Raw genomic sequence first — 18609 nt, 5'->3', positions numbered from 1 at the left:
GGGAGGACACAGCTGTGGCCTGCTCCACTACAATTGATACATGCCTCGCCTCGTGCTTTTCGGTGTCATCATTGTCGCCGCCGTCATTATTTATGCCATCATCGACTGCGTCATGTCGCGGGCACAGGAGGTGCGCAGCATTTCCAAGACTGCCTGGCTCTTCACGATCGTGCTGCTGCCCGTGCTCGGCGCGCTTTTGTGGTTCCTGTTCGGCCGCCCCAAAAGCGGACCCGAGCCGAAGAACCGCAAGCCCCGCCGCCCCACCGCGCCCGATGACGATCCGGACTTCCTGCGCAACCTCGAGCTCCGGCGCCGCCAGCAGGCGAAGGAAGCCGAGCTCAAGCGCCGCGAGGCCGAGCTGCGCGAGCGGGAGAAACAGGCCGGACAGAAGAAGAACGACGATGAGAAGCCGAGCAGCTAGCAGCCGGCCCACTACCTGACCTCCAGGAAACCCGCTCCCGCACTCCGGGGGGCGGGTTTCTTTGTAATGCGGCGGGCACGGCGGCGGGTTGTCAGGGGGCCGGCCGTCACGGCGGCGGGTTGTCAGGGGGCCGGCCGGCACGGCGGCGGGTGTATCAAGGGCCGGCCGGCACGGCGGCGGGTGTATCAAGGGCCGGGCGTCCATCCGCACAGGTTCCCACTCTCTGAGTTCTCGCGTGCCAGGAGTTGCCCCACCAGCCCCCTCAGCCACGAAGAGTGGGAACCCGTGCGGCGCAGCCCCTCCCAGCCCCTCCCAGCCCCTCCCCGCCCCTTCACGGCTCAGTGGCTCCCGCTCCGTGGCTCCCCTCCGTGACGACTGGCGGCCCCTCCGTCCCGGCGGCGCGGGCGCGGGCAGCAAAAAAGCCCGCCTCCCGGCGAACCGGGAGGCGGGCTTGGGGCTGCGGACAATCCGTCCGCCGGCGCTTGGCTAGACGCCGGAGTAGCTGTGCAGGCCGGCGAAGTAGACGTTCACAATGGTGAAGTTGAAGATCACGCACAGGTAGCCGACGATCGACAGCCAGGCGGCACGGGTACCGGTCCAGCCGCGGGTGGCGCGGGCGTGCAGGTAGCCTGCGTAGACCACCCAGATCACGAAGGTCCACACTTCCTTGGTGTCCCAGCCCCAGTACCGACCCCAGGCCTGCTCGGCCCAGACCGAACCGGCCATCAGGGTGAAGGTCCACAGCACGAAGGCGACGGCGTTGATCCGGTAGGAGAAGTTCTCGAGGCTCTGCGCGGACGGGACGATCCGCAGGAAGCCCAGCTTGGACGTTCCGCCGGTACGGATTTTCGTCTCGCGGTCGGCCTGGAGCAGCTGCAGCACGGACATGGCGAAGGTGAGGGTAAACAGTGCAGAGGCAATGACGGCCACGGAAACGTGGATGATGAGCCAGTAGCTCTGCAGGGCCGGAATCAGGTGTGCCACCGGCGTGGGGAAGCCGATGGTGGCAACCATCATCATGACCAGGATCAGACCCAGCACCAGTGTGCCCAGGAACCGAAGGTCGCGCTTGAGCAGGACCAGCAGGAACACAACGGCCACCACCAGGGCGCCGGTGGTGCAGAACTCATACATGTTGCCCCAGGGCACCCGGTGCGCCGCGAGCCCGCGGGCGACTACGGCGGCGGTGTGGATCAGGGCACCCAGGACGGTCAGTGCGACGGCGACGCGCGCACTGTTCCGGCGCGCTCCGACGTACCCCATGGAGGCGTCGGCGGTCTGCGCAACGGGCTCGCCGTCGGCGTCCCAGCCGCGGACATTGCCGTCCGCGAGGTAGCTGTCCGACCCGGAAGATCCCGCGCGGGCGGAACCGGAGGCGCGGGCGGATGCGCCGGAGAGTGCTTCAGCCTTCGCCGGAACCGCAGCGCCCTGCTGCGCCACCCTGCTCTCCACCGCCTTGATGGTCCTGCTGCTCTGTGCGAGGTCCCATGTGAAGGCCAGGAACGCCACCGTATAGGCGAACGCCGCCAACAGCATGAACAGCTCGCTGTACTCAGCGAGGGTGTAGTCAATGGAGGGCATTACGAGTCCTTACCTGTTTCCTTCTCCTGAGCGGCTTTGCTGTCCGCCGCTGATGCTTCGGGCTTTGCGTCCCGGTGTGTGCTGTGCGCTCCGGAGCCCGAAGCGGATGTGTCCCCCGCGCCATTGTCCTCCACGGCGCCGCTGCCCGCCAACCACTGCTTCTCCAGCAGCGTCCGGACTGCGGCCGCCTCGCTGGACAACCGCTGGTCTTCGCCGCGGGCCAGCAGCCCGTATTCAACCATGATGCGCCCGTCGGCATGGGTGCCGGAGCGGATCCAGACGCGGCGGCGCGCCAGGAACAGCGAAGCGGCCAGGCCGGCCAGCGACAGGGTGGCGAAACCGAGGACCCAGACCTTGGCCGGGTCGTAGTGGATGTCCAGTGCGGCGTACCGCTTGATGCCGTCGAAGGTAATGGAACCCTTCCCTTCGGGCAGCTCGTACGTCTGGTTGGCGCCCAGGACGATGCCGCCGTCGTCCAGATTCCGACTGTTGATTTCGGTCAGGTTTTCGGTGTCGAGCACGTAGACGTTGCTCGGCACTCCCTCGTCCAGGCCCAGATCGCCGTAGTAGGCGTTCAGGTTCAGCTGGGGATTGAACGGATCCGGATCACCGGAGTAGGACACGCCCTGGTCGTCAAGCATGGCCGTGGGCAGGAAGAAGCCTACAAAGCCGAGCTGGTCCGGCTTGGCGTCGGGAGCCTTGATCACCATCAGGGAGGTGTACATGCCGTCGCTGGGGACGGAGACAACCGGGCCCTGCAGCGCAATGTTGCCCTCGCCGTCGCGCACCGTGACCACGGGGGCGTAACCGTTGCCGACGAGGTAGATGCGGCTGCCGCCGATGGTGAGCGGTGCGTTGACCTTCAGGGTTTCCGTGTGCTCTTGGGCGTCCGGGCTGTCCCTCACCGTCATGGTTGCGGCGAAGTCCAGCGGCTGGCCGTAGTGGGTCTGCGACTCACGGTCGAATTCGACATCGAATTTGTCCAGCGTGAGCGAGTAGGGAGCCAGCTGCTCCTCGGTGAAGCTGGTGCCGGGGGTGAAGGAGTCGTAGCCAACCAGGGTGTTAACGAAGGACTCCCCCTCCACCACAATCTTCTGGCCGCTGTAGCCAAACAGCCCGCCGACGGCGATGGAGACCAGGACCCCGATCAGGGCGGTGTGGAACACGAGGTTCCCCACTTCCTTGGCGAAGCCCCGTTCGGCGCCCACTGACGGACGGTCGCCGTCGAGGTCGCGGACGTCCACCCGGTAGCCGCGCTTGCGCAGCATCTGCGCTGCCTGCTCGACGGCGGACGCTGCGGTGAGGCCCGATGACGCCGGGATGGCCAGGGTCCCGTATTCCGGCAGCCGGGACAGGCGCTTGGGGGTGCGCGGGGGCTTTGAGCGCATGGCCCGGTAGTGGGCCTTGGCCCGCGGGATGACGCAGCCGATCAGGGACACGAACAGCAGCAGGTAAATGGCCGAGAACCAGACGGAGGAGTACACGTCGAACAGCTGGAACCGGTCCAGCCAGGGCCCGGTGTCCGGGTTGTCCTCCAGATACTGGGTGACCACGGCGGGGTTGGCCGGACGCTGCGGAAACAGCGAGCCCGGCACTGCCGCCACGGCCAGCAGCAGGAGCAGGAACAGCGCCGTCCTCATGCTGGTCAGCTGGGTCCAGGCCCAGCGGAGCAGACCCAGCGGGCCGAGCGAGGGCAGCTGGACATCGCCGCCGCGGCCGCCGTTTTTGCCGCCCTTGCCGCCCTTTCCGGGCACGGCTGCGGGGCTGCCGCCGTTTTTCTCGGCTTCGGTCAAAACATCCGGTTCACGGTTCAACTGGTTCTCATAGTTCTGTGGAGGGTTCGTGCTGGGCAGGAGCTGCGGCAGGTGGGTGCCGCGCTCATCAGATCGGCAGGGTCACACTATCCAACCAACCTTGGAGATCGTTGATCCAGATGTTCCACACACCTGTGAGCATCAGGATGCCCAGGACAATCAGCATGCCGCCGCCGAACCGCTGCATCGCGAGCCGGTGCCGGCGGAAAACGCTCAGCGCACCCATCCCCCGCCGGAAGCCCAGCGCGATCAGCAGGAAGGGAAGTCCCAGGCCAAGGCAGTAAATGAAGGTCAGGAAGGCGCCCTTCGCGGCGGTGGCGTCGTCACCGGAGAAGGAGAGCAGCTGCACGGCGGACAGGGTCGGTCCGAGGCACGGCGCCCAGCCCAGCCCGAAGGTGATGCCGAGCAGCGGCGCACCCCAGAGCCCGGCCGGCGGCCTGGCGGCGATCTTCCGGTCCCGCTGGAACCAGCTCAGTCCGCCCATGAAGACGATGCCGAGGACAATGATGGCCGCACCCAGTACCTGCGGAATCCAGGCCTGGTCGGCACCGCGCAGCCAGCCGCCGAGCTGTCCGACGCCTGCGCCGATGATGACAAAAACGGCGGAGAATCCGAGGACGAACAGCCCGATTCCGGCCAGCATCCGTCCGCGGCGCTGCTTCTGCAGATCGACGCCGGTAAGCCCGGTGACGTAGCCCAGGTAGCCCGGGACCAGCGGCAGAACGCACGGCGAGAGGAAGGACACGAGGCCGGCCAGGGCCGCCACCGGGATGGCCAGGAGCATGGATCCGTTGAGGATGGTCTCGGCGAAGACGTTCGCGGCCGGCAGCGCTGCTGCAGGGACGGCGGTTACGGCTGTGACGGCGGAAGGAAACATGCCGGCTAAGCTGCCAGCGCGTCAGATATCAGGGCCTTCAGGGTGCTCTTGTCCGCCAGCCCGAGAATCCGGGCGGCAACGCGGCCCTCACGGTCCAGAACCAGGGTGGTGGGAACGGCCGACGGCGGCACGAACTGCGTCATGGCCAGCAGGATCCCGCCGTCCTTGTCCTGGTAGCTGGGATAGGGAATGGCGAAGGAACGCTCAAAGGCTTCAGCGGTGCTGCGTTCGTCCCGGATGTTCACGCCGTAAAAGCGCGCTCCCTCGGGCTCAAACATCTCGTGCAGTTCCACCAGGTCCGGGGCTTCCTTGCGGCACGGGGCACAGGCCGCGTACCAAAAGTTCAGCACAACCACGTCGCCGGCGAAGTCCGAGGAGGGAACGGTTGTGCCGTCAAAGAGAGTGCCGGAGAATTCCACCGGCTCCCCGCGCTGGTCGGAGGCGTATTCGGTGACGGACCCGTCGCCGGCGATGTAGTTCTTGTTGTCCCCCGCTTTGGCCTGTGCTGCCAGGGGATCCTCGACGGCGCAACCGGCCGCTGCCGTCACCAGGGGTACGCCAAGGGCCAGACCGGCTCCGAACTTCAGGAAGGAGCGGCGGCGCATGGCATCCGGCTGGGGAATGCTCTGAGGATTTTTCAACTATTTCCAGCTTTCATCGCGGCGGGGGCTGCCACTTCTACAACGCGTAGTAATTCTATTATGCTCCCGGAATATTCGCAGCCCCGGGCAGCAGGTCTGCGGACGGCTCCGCGTAGCGGACGCCGATCAGCGTGTCACCGTCAAAATCCAGCGTAGTAACGGAGGTCAGCGTGCACTGGCGGTTGCGCGGATCATGCCAGAGCTTGCGGCCCTCGGCGGCGAGCCGGGTGACCCAGATGGGCAGCTGGTGGCTGACCAGCACGGCTTCGGCCTTGTCTCCGCCCAGCTCCAACGCCTGAACCCGGGCGTCCTGGACGGCGGCCATCACGCGTTCCACCTGGGCTGCATAGGGCTCACCCCAGGAGGGCTTGAGCGGGTTGTACATCAGCGGCCAGTACCGGGGGTTGCGCAGCCGGCTGGTGACGCCGGAAAGGCCTTCGAAGCGGTTGGTTGCCTCAAGGATGCGTTCGTCGGTGGTGATCTCCAGGCCCAGGGCGGCGGCGACCGGCGCAGCGGTCTCCTGCGCCCGGGTCAGCGGCGAGGCCACCAGGTGCACCAGCTTCGCGCCGTCGTTCCTGCGGGCTTCAAAGTGACCGGCGACGCGGCGGGCCATCTCCTGCCCCAGGTCGGACAAATGGAATTCCGGCAGGCGCCCGTAGAGGACTCCGTTCGGGTTGAAGACTTCTCCATGGCGGACGAGGTGGATCGAGGCACGGGACATGCAACAAGTTTCGCAGAGGAAGCGCCGTGAACTAAATCTGGAAAATACTTGAAGCTTGAATGAATCTGTGCGAGAGTAGATGCAAATGCATCGACATGCATCGGGGCGGCGCCCCGACACCCACCAGCAACAGGAGAACACCATGATCCCCAGCGGACTTTCCACCGGCACCTGGACCCTTGACGGCTCGCACAGCGAGGTGGGCTTCACAGTCCGCCACGCCGGAATCAGCAAGGTGCGCGGCAACTTCGACGATGTCAGCGCGGTCATGGAAGTTGGACCGTCCCTCGAAGAGTCGACCATCAACGCAGTGATCAAGTCCGCCTCGTTCAACTCGAACGACGCCAACCGCGACGGGCACGTCAAGGGAGCCGATTTCTTCGACGTCGAGCAGTTCCCCGAACTGACGTTCGCCGTCACCGGCGTAGAGGGCTCCGGCGAAACCTACAAGGTTTCCGGTGACCTGACGATCAAGGGCACCACCCTTCCGGTGGTCCTGGACACCGAATTTAACGGGGTAGCTGTGGACCCCTTCGGTGCCACGCGCGCCGGATTCTCCGGCTCCACCGTCATCAGCCGCAAGGACTTCGGCCTGACCTGGAACGCCGCCCTGGAAACCGGCGGCGTCCTGGTGGGCGACAAAGTGACCATCTCAGTGGATGCAGCCTTCGTGGCGGCATCCTGATCCTGCCTGTCCTGGCCGGACCCGGGGTACCGCACCCGAGGCACCGCGCCTGACGAGGCTTCATCCAGGAACACCCCGGCCAGCGGCCGGGGTGTTCCTGTATTTCCGGGCCGCGTGTTTCCGGGCCGTGTGTTTCCGGGCCCTCCCCGGAGCCGGGAGAGGCGGCCCGATGTTCGGGAACCCGCGACGGACGGCTGAGGCCGCGATAGGCTAGGGGAATCCGATTGCGTTCCCCGGCGCCCCGGCGCCATGACCGGCCCCGGTTCGCACGGTGTGCCCGAGGGCACTGCACAGCATCCGACAGCACCCGCAGAACGACTGCTGCATCGAAAAGACCCGGCGTCTGCCCGAGCAGCTCCCTGCACCAACCAGCAAGTAGGCGGCAATGAGCACACCTCCGAATACTCCGGACCCCCGCGACCCGAACCAGCCACGAGATCCCGGCCCCGCCGCCGACGACGGACCCAGGTACGGCCAGCGCCTCCCCCAGCCGCCCCAGCACGGCCAGAACCAGCCGGGGCAGGCCGACCAGCCCTACACTCCGTACGGGCAGCCGGGACCGGCGCAGTCTTCCGGTCAGCAGTCCTCCCCCTACGGCCAGCCCTACAACCAGTCCCCGTACGGACAGCAGCCCTACGGCCAGCAGCCGCAGAGCCCGTACGGCTATCAGTCCGCCCAGCCTTCCGGTTACGCCTACCCTGAGTCCGGGCAAATGCCCGGCGGCAAGGGTGCGCCGCCGCGTGAGGTCATGACCGGATTCTGGCTGATTCTGGCCGGCGGGATCCTGACCCTGATCTACATGATCGCTTCATCCCTTTCCATCTCAGCGGAGGACATTTTCGGATCGCTGTCCGCCGAGGACCGGCAGGTGTTTGACGAAGCCGGCATGACGGAAGAAACGGTGCAGAGCTTTGCCGCCACCACCGGGGTCGTCATGTCCCTGATTGTGCTGGCCGTCTATGTGCTGATTGCTTTCCTGATCCGCAGCGGCAAGAACTGGGCACGGATCATCGGAACGGTTTTCGCCTCGCTGTCCGCCGTCGGGGTGCTGCTCTCCCTGGTGACCGGTCTCGCGTTCTCCTCCCCCATGGAACTGGTCTCGCTGCTCGCTTCGCTTGCCGGGATCGCCGGAATCGTCATGCTGTACCGCCCGCAGGCGCAGCCGTACTTCCAGAAGCGGCCCCGCTTCGGTCCCTACTACTAAACCCGAGCGCTGCTCAACCTGCACAAAAGGTTCCGCACAAAGGGCCGGCCCGGAATGGGGCCGGCCCTTTTTGGTGCCCCGCATGCCTCAAACCGCTGACGCTGGTCACACCGCGGAAGAAGCGCTGTAGCGTTTGATGACCCGCCGGGACCGCAGCGATTGCCCGGCGCGGAGCGTATCCCTTTTTTTGCAAAGGCGGCACCCGAAGATGAGTTCACTTCCTGCTTCCCCCAACCCTCAAAAGCGCCGTGTATTTGGCCTCGGCCGAAAGGCCCCGGGCTCGCCGGGCGTCCGGCTTCCTGCTGCACACCGGCGCGCGGCTGCACCATCGGCAGCAGTGCCGTTATCAGCAGCAGCCCCGCCGGCGCCGCCGGCACCACCCGTCCCGGAAGAGACCGCCGCGGTGGAACAGCCCGCCGGCACCGGCGCTCTGTCAATCCCGGACCCGCCGGCCGCTGCCCCTGCGCCGGCTGTCCCGGCCCGGATTCCCTACAGCGAGTGGAAGGGCCCGCGGCCACGGATCGTGGGTTTCGCGTTCGTCCTGATTGTGGCTGCCGGCGTCATCAGTCTCTGGGGAGGGGTCCGGGCCAGCCGCAGCCCCGTGACCGAGCTGCCGTCCAACGCGGCCCAGCTTGAGAAACTCGGCGTGGATGCCGGCGAGTATGCCGCTGCCCTGCAGGTGGTCACTCTCGCGTCCTCGATCGTGGTTTTCGGAATCTATCTGCTGGTCGCCGTGCTGGTCAGGGAAGGCAGGAACTGGGCACGCATTGGCGGCTCGGTCCTAGCCGCCGCGGGTCTGGCGGGCGCGGCAGCTGCCGGCTCCGTTTTCCAGGTCCTTGCCGTGCTGGCAGCAGCCGGCGGCCTCGGGCTGCTCTACCGGGGTGACTGCAGCAGGTACTTCCGCCCCAGGCGCAGCCAGTACCTGAGCATGTCCTGACGGTTCAGCCGGCGGCTCCCGGACCTCCGGCTGAGAGCTATGTTGCCAACCGGGCCCGGGCCTTGGAGGCGATGTCCGAGACCTGGGCCCGCTGCGCATGGTAGGCCAGGATCTGCAGTTCGGTGGCCAGGTCAACCTTCCGCACCTGGACGTGGTCCGGGACCTGCAGCAGCACGGGCGCAAAGCTCAGGATGCTGGTGACGCCGCAGGCAACGAGGCGGTCGCACAGGTCCTGGGCCACCTCCGCGGGAACGGACAGGACGGCCATATTGGTCCGCGTCCGCTCCAGCACGCTCTCCATGGACTCGACCGAGCTGACGCGCAGCCAGCCGACTTCCTGGCCGATCAGCAGCTGGTCCGCGTCGAGCAGGGCCACCACTTCGAACCCGCGGGAGCCGAATCCCGGGTAGCCGGCCAGCGCCCTGCCGAGGTTTCCGGCCCCGACAATGGCTACCCGCCAGCTGCGGGTCAGGCCCAGCGCGGAGGCGATCTGTTCGCTGAGGTAGGACACGTCGTAGCCGACGCCGCGGGTGCCGTATGAGCCCAGGTAGGACAGGTCCTTGCGGAGCTTCGGGGAATTAACACCCGCCGCTTCCGCCAGTTCATCTGAGGACACACGCTCGTTCCCCTCGGCCAGCATGCCGCTCAGCGCCCTGAGGTAAATGGTCAGGCGGGCGAGCGAGGCAGGCGGAATGTGCCGGGCGGCTGCACCGGCAGACCGGTCGGATTCCTCGGAGGTGCTCACATGTGCCTATCGGTTGTCGGTGCTGTCCGGATTTCCCACTCTAAGCCCGCGGCCGGAGGGGACAAAGCTTCCGCCGCTAGGCACCCAGAAGACGTCGGAGACGGGTTTCGTCCAGCTGCCAGAAATCGCGCTGGATGCCGTCGATCAGGAGCACGGGTATCTCTTCACCGAAACGGGAGGTCAGGTCCGCGTCCCCTTCGATGGACTGTTCGCGCCAGCCGATGCCCAGGTCAGAGCGGATCCTCTCGAGAACCTCGCGGGCTCCTTCGCACAGGTGGCAGCCCGGCCGGGTGAGCAGGAGGAGATCAGGATGCGCATCTGTTGAGGTCATACCTCTAAAATAACCGCCCCGTCCGGTTTCCCCGGAACCCGCAAGGGGCGACGGTGCCCCGGAGGACTTTTTGCGTAGACTCAGTGGTATGCCCAGAACCACCGCAGTACGAGCCGCCGAGCCTCTGGCTCCGGCGGTCAAACCCGGCGAGGCTGCGTTTTTCGACGTCGACAACACCCTGATGCGCGGAGCCAGCCTGTTCCACGTGGGCCGCAAAATGTACCAGCGCAAGGTTTTCACGCTCCGGGAGGCCTTCGGCTTCGCCCGTAAGCAGGCCAGGTTTATGCTGCAGGGCGAGAACCTCAAGGACGTGCACTCCGTGCGCGACGCCGCCCTGACGCTGGCCACCGGCCTGGCAGCCGCAGATATCCGGGTCCTGGGCGAAGAAGTGTATGACGAGATGATCGAGTCCAAGATCTGGCCGGGCACCCGGGCCCTCACGGAACAGCACATGAAATCCGGACGGCCCGTCTGGCTGGTCACCGGCACGCCCGTGGAAGTCGCCTCGGTGATCGCGGACCGCCTGCACCTCACCGGTGCGCTGGGAACGGTCAGCGAAATTGACGAAGGGCTCTACACCGGCCGCCTGGTGGGCGAGTTCCTGCACGGTCCGGCGAAGGCCGAAGGCGTCAAGGTCCTGGCGAAGAAGGAAGGCCTCGACCTCGACCGCTGCTGGGCCTACAGCGATTCCTACAACGATGTTCCGCTGCTCAGCCTGGTGGGACATCCCGTGGCGATCAATCCGGACGCCCGCCTGCGCCGGCACGCCAGGGACCGCAACTGGCCCATCTACGATTTCCGGTCCGGACGCCGCGCGGCCACCCTGGGCCTGAAGGGTGCCACGGTGGCCGGGGGCGCCTACGGCCTGTGGCGGGGCTTCTCCTGGGTCCGGTCCCGCTAGGACCGTCGCCGGCCTTGCGGCAGCCAACCAGCCTTAAACAACAAACCCGCCGGGCCCCGAAGGGCACGGCGGGTTTGGCCAGAAAATTCCTGGTTACTTCTTGTTGCGACGCTGGTGGCGGGTCTTGCGAAGCAGCTTACGATGCTTCTTCTTTGCCATACGCTTGCGGCGCTTCTTGATAACTGAACCCACAGAGTCCTCACAAACTTGAAATAGTCAGACGCCGGCTCCAACGCTTCGGCACCGTTGGCACCCGCGCATTGACACCGGCAGATAGTTGCCACGATGTAAAACGTTCTTTAACAGGGTACCGCCTCGCCGCGGTATCCAGTGACAGTACTAGGCAGTGTCTGAACGGCGGTCAATGACGGCGTTTTTCAGCACCTGCTGGACGGCTGATTCCGGCACGCGGTACGAGCGCCCGAAACGGACGGCGGGAAGCTCGCCCGAGTGCACCAGCCGGTACACGGTCATTTTGGACACCCGCATGACATCCGCAACCTCTGACACGGTCAGAAACCTCACGTCCGAGAAATTTCCCTCGTCTGCCATTTGCCTTGAGTCCTTTAATGATGCTCAACAACCGGCTGCACTGCAGCATCGGCGTGAACGCGGTGACTGCCACTGGGACTGCTTTGCGGACCGTTAGTGATTAACCGTCCGGTCTTCCACTCTAGTGTCTGAGGTCACGATAGTGGAAGTTCACCGGGCATCTTCGCGCCGTCTGCGGGCCGCATCGGCAAGGGACCGCAGGACGGGCACAGTGGCGTCCCATCCCATGCAGGCGTCGGTGATGCTCTGCCCGTACGCCAGCCGTCCGGGGGCGGATTCGTCCAGTTTCTGGGCTCCGGCAACCAGGAAGCTCTCCAGCATCACGCCGGCCACGGCGGACGACGTCGTTCCGCCGCTCCCCAGCCTGGCCGCCAGTTCCAGTGCAACCTCCGCCTGGCGAACATGGCTTTTGCCGCTGTTGGCGTGGCTGGCGTCGATGATGAGCCTGGGGTTGAGGCCCCTGGCCGCCAGGGCATCGGTTGCCGCAGCCACGTCCGCCGGGGAGAAGTTTGGCCCGGCTGCCCCTCCGCGCAGAATCAGATGCGTGTCCGGGTTCCCTGCGGTGCTGACCACGGAGGCCCGGCCGTCGTCGTCGATGCCCAGGAAGCTTTGCGGCGCCGAGGCTGCCCGGCAGGCATCCAAGGCAACGTCCAGTGAGCCGTCGGTTCCGTTCTTGAACCCCACCGGCATCGGCAGGCCCGACGCCAGCTGGCGGTGGACCTGGCTCTCGGTGGTCCGCGCTCCCACGGCGCCCCAGCTCACCAGGTCCGCCAGGTACCGCGCGCTGACCGGTTCCAGGAACTCCGTGGCGACCGGCAGGCCCAGGTTCCCGGCTTCAAGGAGGAACCGCCGGGCGGCACGCAGGCCTTCGGCGATGTCGTGGGATCCGTCCAGGCGCGGATCGTTGATCAGGCCCTTCCAGCCGACGGTGGTACGGGGCTTTTCGAAGTAGGCCCGCATCACGATCAGGAGGTCCTCCCGGTGCTCGCGGGCTGCCGCCGCCAGCCGCCGGGCGTAGTCGAGTCCTGCCGCCGGATCATGGATGGAACACGGGCCGGCAATGACCAGCAGCCGGTCATCCACGCCGTTCAGGACGGCGCGGATTTCTGCCCGGGACCGGTCAATGCTGCGGATCAGACCGGAGGCGGGAGCCAGTTCCTGCCGCAGTTGCCGGGGAGCCGGCAGCGGGCTGAACCCGGTGGTCCGGGGATTGGAGTGGGCCGGTTCACGGCCGGCGGCGCCGGGCGCAGCCGGTCCGGTCAGGGGTCCGGTCAGGGGTCCGGAGGTAACAGTCATGGTCTTTCCCGTTCGGCAGGTTGCGGACCGGCGGGGAGACTCCTCAAAGCCCGCCGGATATGGCGAAGGGCAGGGAATCATCCCTGCCCCGGTGGCTCTGAAGGTTGGCGTCAGCGTATTACCGCGCAGGCTCCTCCAGAGCCAACGGAAAATACGCATACCAACGCTTTGTCATGCCTCCGACCGTAAACCCGGCCCGTGCGAACCCGCAAATTCTGTGCCGTGGCTAACGTTATGTGTCGCCGTTTTACCTGTTTGGATGACGCCCTGTTTAGATGACGCCCTGGGCGAGCATGGCGTCGGCCACCCGGACGAACCCGTTGATGTTGGCGCCCACCACATAGTTGCCGGGCGAGCCGTATTCCTCGGCCGTGCGGGCGCAGCTGTCATGGATATTGACCATGATTTCCGTGAGCCGGCGCTCGGTGTGTTCAAAGGACCACGAATCGCGGCTGGCGTTCTGCTGCATTTCCAGTGCAGAGGTGGCCACCCCGCCCGCGTTCGCGGCCTTGCCCGGTCCGAAGAGCACTCCGGCTTCCTGGAAGGCTTCGATGGCTTTCGGCGTGCAGGGCATGTTCGCCCCTTCCGCCACCGCAACCACACCGGACCTGATCAGGGCGGCGGCGTCGGCTTCGTCGAGCTCGTTTTGCGTGGCGCAGGGAAGCGCCACGGTGGCTCCGGCGTCCCAGATGGAACGGCCCGGCACATAGGTGGCGGAGCTGCCGCGGCGCTTGGCGTAGTCGGTCATGCGTCCGCGCTCGACTTCCTTGACCTCGCGCAGCAGCGATACGTCAATGCCCGTCTCGTCCACCACGTACCCCTGGGAGTCGGAGCAAGCCACCACGTTTGCCCCGAGTGACTGGGCCTTGGCGATGGCGTTGATGGCCACGTTGCCGGATCCGGAAACAATGACGCGCTGTCCGTCCAGGCTCAGGTTGCGGGTCTTGAGCATTTCTTCCACGAAGAGCACCACGCCGTACCCCGTGGCCTCGGGCCGGACCAGGGAGCCGCCCCAGCTGACACCCTTGCCGGTCAGCACGCCGGATTCGTAGCGGTTGGTGATCCGCTTGTACTGGCCGAACAGGTAGCCGATCTCCCGTCCGCCAACGCCGATGTCGCCGGCGGGGACATCGGTGTATTCACCGATGTGGCGGTAGAGCTCGGTCATGAAGGACTGGCAGAAGCGCATAACTTCGGCGTCGGACTTGCCGCGCGGATCGAAGTCGGAGCCGCCCTTGCCGCCGCCGATGGGCATGCCCGTCAGCGCATTCTTGAAAATCTGTTCAAACCCGAGGAACTTCACGATGCCCAGATACACCGAGGGGTGGAACCGCAGCCCGCCCTTGTAAGGTCCCAGGGCCGAGTTGAACTCCACCCGGAAGCCCCGGTTGATCTGCACCTGCCCGTGGTCATCCACCCACGGCACCCGGAAAATGATCTGCCGTTCCGGTTCGCAGATCCGCTGCAGAATGGCAGCCTCGCCGAACTCGGGATGCTTGCGGAGCACCGGTTCCAGCGTGTCGAAGACTTCGACTACCGCCTGATGGAATTCGGTTTCACCCGGGTTGCGGCGGAAAACGTCGTCGCGCACGCTGATGAGTGTTGGGTCCATAGTTGTGATTGCTCCTTCGGTATTCCCCACCTACTACGCTAGCGTTCACCTGCCGCGGCTGCGATGTGTGACGGGGGAAGACGCCCTAGGAGCGGCGACGCCGGAACTTCGGGAACTGTCCCAGCAGATCGGCGGCGCGTTCAGCGGCCCTGCCGACGGTACGCCCCAGGTGCTGCGCGGCGGCGGGATCCGCTCCTGCCGGCTGCGCTTCAACGCTTCCCGGTTCCAGCTCGGCTGACGCAGCTGCCGCTGCTGAGCGGGGGTCCGACGACGCCGGACGGCCGGCAAACAGCCGTCCCGTTCGGGCTGCGGCCGGGGCGGCCGCTGCAGCGCCGGCACCTGCCGGGGTGCCTGCCGCACTGCCCGCCGCACTGCCCGCCGTGCTGAGGGCGGCGAGCCGCGCGTCGGGCCCTTTTGCCTCCTGCAGGGAAGGAAGGTTGAATGCCTTGAGCCACAGCACGATCTCCTCCAGCGGAGCCGACTGCAGGGAGTAGTAGCGTTTCTGGCCCTCGGCGCGCATGCTGACCAGCCCGGCCTCGCGCAGGACCTTCAGGTGCTTCGAGACGGTGGGCTGGCTGACTTCCAGTTCCTCCACGAGCGCGCCTACGGATTTATCCCCGCTGCGCAGCGCACCCAGAAGTTCACGGCGGGTGCCCTCCGCAATGACGGCAAAAACATCATCGATGACCATGACACCCACTTTATCCGTTTCCGGGACAAAGGCCGGTTCCGCTGTCGGCCCGTCGGTGCGGGACATGCGTGGTATCCGGAACGGCTAGTCGAACCAGGAACGCTAGTCGAACCAGGGATCCAGCCCGTGCAGCGGAAAGACTTCCTTGCGGGTGGCCATGACCGTACGGTCAATCTCGTCGTTGGGGTCGTATCCGACCTCCCAGGACCTCCACCACAGTTCCACGCCGTCGCCCATCAGCGGCTGGGTATCCTCCCCGTACTTGTCCTTGACGTACTCGCGCCAGGACAGGGGCACCGGTGTATTGCACCTGATCCGGCCGTTAGCCGCCACGGACATCAGCAGGCTCCAGGAGCGCGGCACCACGGACACAACGTTGTAGCCGCCGCCGCCGGTGGCGATCCATCTGCCGCCGCAGAGGTTGGCGGCGAGGTCCGCGATCGACAGGGCTGCCTGCCGCTGCGTTTCCACGCTGAGCCGGAGGTTGGTCAGGGGGTCATCCAGGTGGCTGTCGCAGCCGTGCTGGCTCACAATAACGTCCGGAGCGAACGCCTCCGCGAGCTGCGGGACCACGGCGTGGAAGGCCCGCAGCCAGCCGGCGTCGGACGTCCTGGGCGGCAGCGCCACGTTGACGGCGGTTCCTTCGGCCCCGGGGCCGCCGGTCTCGTTGGCAAAGCCGGTGCCCGGAAAGAGCGTCAGCCCGGTTTCATGCAGGGAAATGGTCATGACGCGCGGGTCATCCCAGAAGATGCTCTGGGTCCCGTCGCCGTGATGGGCGTCGACGTCGATATAGAGCACCTTGCCGACGCCGCCGGCCAGCAGCCGGGCGACGGCGGCCGCGGCGTCGTTGTAGATGCAGAAACCCGAGGCGCGTTCGGCTGCCGCATGGTGCATTCCGCCGCCGAAGTTCACCGCGTGGAGCACTTCCCCGGAGAGGACGGCGTCGGCAGCGGCCAGCGAACCGCCGACCAGCCGGGCGCTGGCGTCATGCATCCCGGCGAAGGCCGGGTTGTCCTCGGTGCCCAGGCCGAATTTCTCCTGGCTTGACCGCGGGTTCTCACTGACGCTGCGGACCCCGGCGATGTACTCGCTGCCATGCACGGTTCCGAGTTCCTCGTCGGTGGCGACGTACGGCTTGCCCAGGGACACGCCGGGCAGGTCGAAAATCCCGAGGTCCCGGGCCAGCCTGGCGGTGAGGTCCAGCCGCAGGGGACTCATGGGGTGGCCGACGCCAAAGTTGTAGTCCAGCATGGACTCGTGCCAGATGATGCGGGTCGGCATGACCGGAAGACTGAGTCCGCGGTTGATCATGCTGAACAGGCTACGCGATGTGCGCAATACTGGGAGACTGAGCCGCGGCATACCGCCGGACCGCTGCGGAGAGCTGCATCGGTGATTTACTACTGTGCAGAGCCTCCGCGCCCCACTTGGAACCAAGGAACAAGCACGATTATGGCAACCAACCCGCAGCCCCGGCTGCAGCTGCGGCAGCTTCGCCCCCTCCACGCATTCTCCGCGCTGCGTGACTTTGTGGATTCCTTGGCCGCCAGCTCCCCGGCGCGGCTGGCGCTGATTGTCTTCGGGCTGGTCATCCTGCTGTTCACCGCGCTGCTGTCGCTGCCGGCCTCGTCAAGCAGCGGCGAGGTCACCCCCCTGTACGACGCTTTCTTCACCGCCGTTTCGGCCGTGTGCGTCACCGGGCTGACGGTCGTTTCCACCGCCACCCACTGGTCCGGATTCGGCCAGGTCCTGATCTTGATCGCCATCCAGGTGGGCGGCCTGGGCATTTTGACCATGGCCTCGCTGCTCGCCCTGGCGGTGAACCGCCGGCTCGGTGTCCGGGGAAAGCTGATCGCCCAGGAAGGCATGAACACGGGCCGGCTGGGTGAAGTCGGCTCCCTGCTGCGCATCGTGGTGACCACCACGGTGGTCATCGAACTCATCCTGGCGCTGGTGATGGCCCCGCGGTTCATTATTCTGGGTGAGTCCCCCGGCCAGGCGCTCTGGCATGCAGTGTTCTATGCCGTGTCGGCGTTCAACAACGCCGGCTTCACCCCGCACTCCGACGGGCTGGTCCCCTATGACGAGGACCTGTGGATCCTGGGGCCGCTGATGGCCGGGGTCTTCATCGGCAGCCTCGGCTTCCCGGTGATCATGGTCCTGCTGCAGAGCAGGCTTAACATCCGCAGATGGAACCTGCACACCAAGCTCACCCTTTTGGTGACCACCATCCTGCTGGTGGGCGGCAGCATCCTCTGGGGTGCCTTCGAGTGGTTCAACACCAAAACCATCGGTGAGATGAGTGTGGCGGACCGGATCCTGCACTCGGTGTTTGCGTCCGTCATGACGCGGTCCGGCGGCTTCAACCTCGTGGACATGTCGGACCTGGATTCCAGCACCCTGGTGATCACCGACATGCTCATGTTCGCCGGCGGCGGCTCGGCGTCCACGGCCGGCGGCATCAAGGTCACCACCCTCGCCGTCATCTTCCTGGCAATCGTGGCGGAGGCCCGAGGTGACTCGGATGTCCGGGCGTTTGGCCGGACCATCGCCTTCGGCGCGATGCGGGTGGCCATTTCGGTTGTTGTCCTGGGCGCCACCCTCGTGGCCGTGTCCACGGTGGCCCTGCTCGCCATCACCCAGGAAACCCTGGAACCGGTGCTCTTCGAGGTGATTTCCGCCTTTGCCACGGTTGGGCTGAGTATAGGACTGAGTGAAGAACTGCCGCCGGCCGGAAAATACGTGCTCTCCGCCCTCATGTTCGCCGGCCGGGTGGGTACCATCACCCTGGCTGCGGCTCTGGCCACACGCCAGCGCAACACGCTGTACCACTTCCCTGAAGAGAGGCCCATCATTGGCTGACAGACCAGCTCATAACGCCCCCGTCCTGGTAATCGGGCTGGGACGCTTTGGCTCCGCCACCGCCGAACAGCTGGTCAAGCAGGGCCGCGAGGTGCTGGCGATCGAGCGGGATCCGAACCTGGTCCAGAAGGCATCCACCCTCCTCACCCATGTGGTGCAGGCGGATGCCACGAACATTGACGCCCTCAAACAGCTGGGCGCACAGGACTTCTCCTCCGCCGTCGTCGGCGTGGGAACCTCGATTGAGTCGAGCGTCCTGATCACCGTGAACCTGGTGGACCTGGGGATCGAACACCTCTGGGTCAAGGCGATCACCTCCGCCCACGGCAAGATCCTGACCCGGATCGGCGCCAACCACGTGATCTATCCGGAAGCCGACGCCGGCCGCCGGGCAGCGCACCTGGTGGGCGGCCGGATGCTGGACTTTATTGAGTTCGACGACGACTTCGCGATCGTGAAGATGTATCCGCCGCGCGAAACCCAGGGATTCACGCTGGGCGAATCCAACGTGCGGTCCAAGTACGGGGTGACGGTGGTGGGAGTGAAGTCACCCGGCGAGGACTTCACCTATGCCCGGGCGGACACCAAGGTCTCGTCCCGCGACATGCTCATCGTTTCCGGGCACGTGGATCTGCTCGAGCGGTTCGCCGCCAGGCCGTAGCCCGTAGCCGGGGAAGCGCCGCGGCGGAGGATCATGCGGGGGCCCGGATGCAGCCGGGCATCCCAAGGCCCGTCATC

20 protein-coding genes are annotated in these 18609 nt (G+C 66.2%); 7 read left to right on the top strand and 13 right to left on the bottom strand.

Going from position 1 to position 18609, the window contains the following annotated elements; translation table 11 throughout:
- Nucleotides 1–40 precede the first annotated feature (40 nt).
- Nucleotides 41–421, top strand: a complete 381-nt coding sequence (locus WKB88_RS14550; protein WP_341395256.1) for a PLD nuclease N-terminal domain-containing protein — start codon at nt 41–43, stop codon at nt 419–421.
- Nucleotides 422–907: 486 nt separating this feature from the next.
- On the opposite strand, the gene ccsB is transcribed toward WKB88_RS14550, so the two are convergent.
- The 5 genes from ccsB to WKB88_RS14525 form a co-directional block, all read right to left on the bottom strand.
- Nucleotides 908–2002, bottom strand: a complete 1095-nt coding sequence (ccsB, locus tag WKB88_RS14545; protein WP_341395255.1) for a c-type cytochrome biogenesis protein CcsB — start codon at nt 2000–2002, stop codon at nt 908–910.
- Nucleotides 2002–3756 (bottom strand): cytochrome c biogenesis protein ResB, encoded by a 1755-nt coding sequence (gene resB, locus WKB88_RS14540; RefSeq protein ID WP_341395315.1) that lies wholly within the window; start codon nt 3754–3756, stop codon nt 2002–2004. The genes ccsB and resB overlap by 1 nt, the downstream gene beginning before the upstream one ends.
- A gap of 127 nt (nt 3757–3883) precedes the next feature.
- Nucleotides 3884–4600 carry a cytochrome c biogenesis CcdA family protein gene (locus tag WKB88_RS14535; RefSeq protein ID WP_341395314.1) on the bottom strand — a complete coding sequence of 239 codons (717 nt, stop codon included), beginning with the start codon at nt 4598–4600 and terminating at the stop codon, nt 3884–3886.
- Nucleotides 4601–4698: 98 nt separating this feature from the next.
- Nucleotides 4699–5298 carry a TlpA family protein disulfide reductase gene (locus tag WKB88_RS14530; protein WP_341395313.1) on the bottom strand — a complete coding sequence of 200 codons (600 nt, stop codon included), beginning with the start codon at nt 5296–5298 and terminating at the stop codon, nt 4699–4701.
- A gap of 94 nt (nt 5299–5392) precedes the next feature.
- On the bottom strand, nt 5393–6055 hold the full coding sequence (locus WKB88_RS14525) for a histidine phosphatase family protein (protein WP_341395254.1): 663 nt from the start codon (nt 6053–6055) through the stop codon (nt 5393–5395).
- A gap of 142 nt (nt 6056–6197) precedes the next feature.
- Here WKB88_RS14525 and WKB88_RS14520 point away from each other — a divergent pair, with 142 nt between their 5' ends.
- The 3 genes from WKB88_RS14520 (at nt 6198) to WKB88_RS14510 (ending at nt 8881) form a co-directional block, all read left to right on the top strand.
- A complete protein-coding gene (locus WKB88_RS14520; RefSeq protein ID WP_341395312.1) occupies nt 6198–6740 on the top strand; it encodes a YceI family protein in 543 nt (180 codons plus the stop codon).
- Nucleotides 6741–7125: 385 nt separating this feature from the next.
- The gene (locus tag WKB88_RS14515; protein WP_341395253.1) at nt 7126–7944 is read left to right on the top strand and encodes a hypothetical protein; all 819 of its coding nucleotides are present in this window, start codon (nt 7126–7128) and stop codon (nt 7942–7944) included.
- Nucleotides 7945–8347: 403 nt separating this feature from the next.
- Nucleotides 8348–8881, top strand: coding sequence for a hypothetical protein (locus WKB88_RS14510; RefSeq protein WP_341395252.1), 534 nt, complete (start codon nt 8348–8350; stop codon nt 8879–8881).
- A gap of 37 nt (nt 8882–8918) precedes the next feature.
- Here WKB88_RS14510 and WKB88_RS14505 read toward each other — a convergent pair whose 3' ends face one another.
- Both WKB88_RS14505 and WKB88_RS14500 read right to left on the bottom strand, forming a co-directional pair.
- Nucleotides 8919–9626 (bottom strand): redox-sensing transcriptional repressor Rex, encoded by a 708-nt coding sequence (locus tag WKB88_RS14505; RefSeq protein WP_341395251.1) that lies wholly within the window; start codon nt 9624–9626, stop codon nt 8919–8921.
- 76 nt (nt 9627–9702) lie between these two features.
- Nucleotides 9703–9957: a glutaredoxin family protein gene (locus WKB88_RS14500; protein ID WP_341395250.1), complete on the bottom strand. Its 255-nt coding sequence runs from the start codon at nt 9955–9957 to the stop codon at nt 9703–9705.
- Between the two features lie 88 nt (nt 9958–10045).
- Here WKB88_RS14500 and WKB88_RS14495 point away from each other — a divergent pair, with 88 nt between their 5' ends.
- Nucleotides 10046–10858: an HAD family hydrolase gene (locus tag WKB88_RS14495; protein ID WP_341395249.1), complete on the top strand. Its 813-nt coding sequence runs from the start codon at nt 10046–10048 to the stop codon at nt 10856–10858.
- A 93-nt stretch (nt 10859–10951) separates the two neighbouring features.
- On the opposite strand, the gene WKB88_RS14490 is transcribed toward WKB88_RS14495, so the two are convergent.
- The 6 genes from WKB88_RS14490 to WKB88_RS14465 form a co-directional block, all read right to left on the bottom strand.
- Nucleotides 10952–11050 carry a 30S ribosomal protein bS22 gene (locus tag WKB88_RS14490; RefSeq protein ID WP_003792170.1) on the bottom strand — a complete coding sequence of 33 codons (99 nt, stop codon included), beginning with the start codon at nt 11048–11050 and terminating at the stop codon, nt 10952–10954.
- 147 nt (nt 11051–11197) lie between these two features.
- Nucleotides 11198–11410, bottom strand: a complete 213-nt coding sequence (locus WKB88_RS14485; protein WP_210227694.1) for a helix-turn-helix domain-containing protein — start codon at nt 11408–11410, stop codon at nt 11198–11200.
- Between the two features lie 150 nt (nt 11411–11560).
- Complete coding sequence (locus WKB88_RS14480) at nt 11561–12706, bottom strand: 3-deoxy-7-phosphoheptulonate synthase (protein ID WP_341395248.1); 1146 nt, start codon at nt 12704–12706, stop codon at nt 11561–11563.
- A gap of 271 nt (nt 12707–12977) precedes the next feature.
- On the bottom strand, nt 12978–14318 hold the full coding sequence (gdhA, locus tag WKB88_RS14475) for an NADP-specific glutamate dehydrogenase (RefSeq protein ID WP_341395247.1): 1341 nt from the start codon (nt 14316–14318) through the stop codon (nt 12978–12980).
- Nucleotides 14319–14403: 85 nt separating this feature from the next.
- Entirely contained in the window at nt 14404–15075 is a 672-nt protein-coding gene (locus WKB88_RS14470) for an ArsR/SmtB family transcription factor (protein ID WP_341395246.1), read from the bottom strand.
- Between the two features lie 36 nt (nt 15076–15111).
- Nucleotides 15112–16320, bottom strand: a complete 1209-nt coding sequence (locus WKB88_RS14465; protein WP_445818931.1) for an acetoin utilization protein AcuC — start codon at nt 16318–16320, stop codon at nt 15112–15114.
- A gap of 141 nt (nt 16321–16461) precedes the next feature.
- Here WKB88_RS14465 and WKB88_RS14460 point away from each other — a divergent pair, with 141 nt between their 5' ends.
- Nucleotides 16462–17871, top strand: coding sequence for a TrkH family potassium uptake protein (locus WKB88_RS14460; RefSeq protein WP_341395245.1), 1410 nt, complete (start codon nt 16462–16464; stop codon nt 17869–17871).
- Entirely contained in the window at nt 17864–18532 is a 669-nt protein-coding gene (locus WKB88_RS14455) for a potassium channel family protein (RefSeq protein ID WP_341395244.1), read from the top strand. Before WKB88_RS14460 ends, WKB88_RS14455 begins: the two co-directional genes overlap by 8 nt.
- Nucleotides 18533–18609 lie beyond the last annotated feature (77 nt).

It is taken from the genome of Arthrobacter sp. G119Y2 (assembly GCF_038069765.1).
Taxonomy (GTDB): domain Bacteria; phylum Actinomycetota; class Actinomycetes; order Actinomycetales; family Micrococcaceae; genus Arthrobacter_B.
Note: the sequence above shows the minus strand (reverse complement) of the source record. Positions and strands in the feature narration are given on the sequence as shown.

What these genes read in the sequence shown, in the direction of transcription:
- WKB88_RS14500 (WP_341395250.1), bottom strand. Translation starts at nt 9,957, where the DNA reads ATGACCTCAACAGATGCGCATCCTGATCTCCTCCTGCTCACCCGGCCG.
- WKB88_RS14520 (WP_341395312.1), top strand. Translation starts at nt 6,198, where the DNA reads ATGATCCCCAGCGGACTTTCCACCGGCACCTGGACCCTTGACGGCTCG.
- WKB88_RS14485 (WP_210227694.1), bottom strand. Translation starts at nt 11,410, where the DNA reads ATGGCAGACGAGGGAAATTTCTCGGACGTGAGGTTTCTGACCGTGTCA.
- WKB88_RS14530 (WP_341395313.1), bottom strand. Translation starts at nt 5,298, where the DNA reads ATGCGCCGCCGCTCCTTCCTGAAGTTCGGAGCCGGTCTGGCCCTTGGC.
- WKB88_RS14525 (WP_341395254.1), bottom strand. Translation starts at nt 6,055, where the DNA reads ATGTCCCGTGCCTCGATCCACCTCGTCCGCCATGGAGAAGTCTTCAAC.
- WKB88_RS14550 (WP_341395256.1), top strand. Translation starts at nt 41, where the DNA reads ATGCCTCGCCTCGTGCTTTTCGGTGTCATCATTGTCGCCGCCGTCATT.
- ccsB (WP_341395255.1), bottom strand. Translation starts at nt 2,002, where the DNA reads ATGCCCTCCATTGACTACACCCTCGCTGAGTACAGCGAGCTGTTCATG.
- gdhA (WP_341395247.1), bottom strand. Translation starts at nt 14,318, where the DNA reads ATGGACCCAACACTCATCAGCGTGCGCGACGACGTTTTCCGCCGCAAC.
- WKB88_RS14470 (WP_341395246.1), bottom strand. Translation starts at nt 15,075, where the DNA reads ATGTCCCGCACCGACGGGCCGACAGCGGAACCGGCCTTTGTCCCGGAA.
- WKB88_RS14460 (WP_341395245.1), top strand. Translation starts at nt 16,462, where the DNA reads ATGGCAACCAACCCGCAGCCCCGGCTGCAGCTGCGGCAGCTTCGCCCC.
- WKB88_RS14495 (WP_341395249.1), top strand. Translation starts at nt 10,046, where the DNA reads ATGCCCAGAACCACCGCAGTACGAGCCGCCGAGCCTCTGGCTCCGGCG.
- WKB88_RS14465 (WP_445818931.1), bottom strand. Translation starts at nt 16,320, where the DNA reads ATGATCAACCGCGGACTCAGTCTTCCGGTCATGCCGACCCGCATCATC.
- WKB88_RS14480 (WP_341395248.1), bottom strand. Translation starts at nt 12,706, where the DNA reads ATGACTGTTACCTCCGGACCCCTGACCGGACCCCTGACCGGACCGGCT.
- WKB88_RS14515 (WP_341395253.1), top strand. Translation starts at nt 7,126, where the DNA reads ATGAGCACACCTCCGAATACTCCGGACCCCCGCGACCCGAACCAGCCA.
- WKB88_RS14535 (WP_341395314.1), bottom strand. Translation starts at nt 4,600, where the DNA reads ATGCTCCTGGCCATCCCGGTGGCGGCCCTGGCCGGCCTCGTGTCCTTC.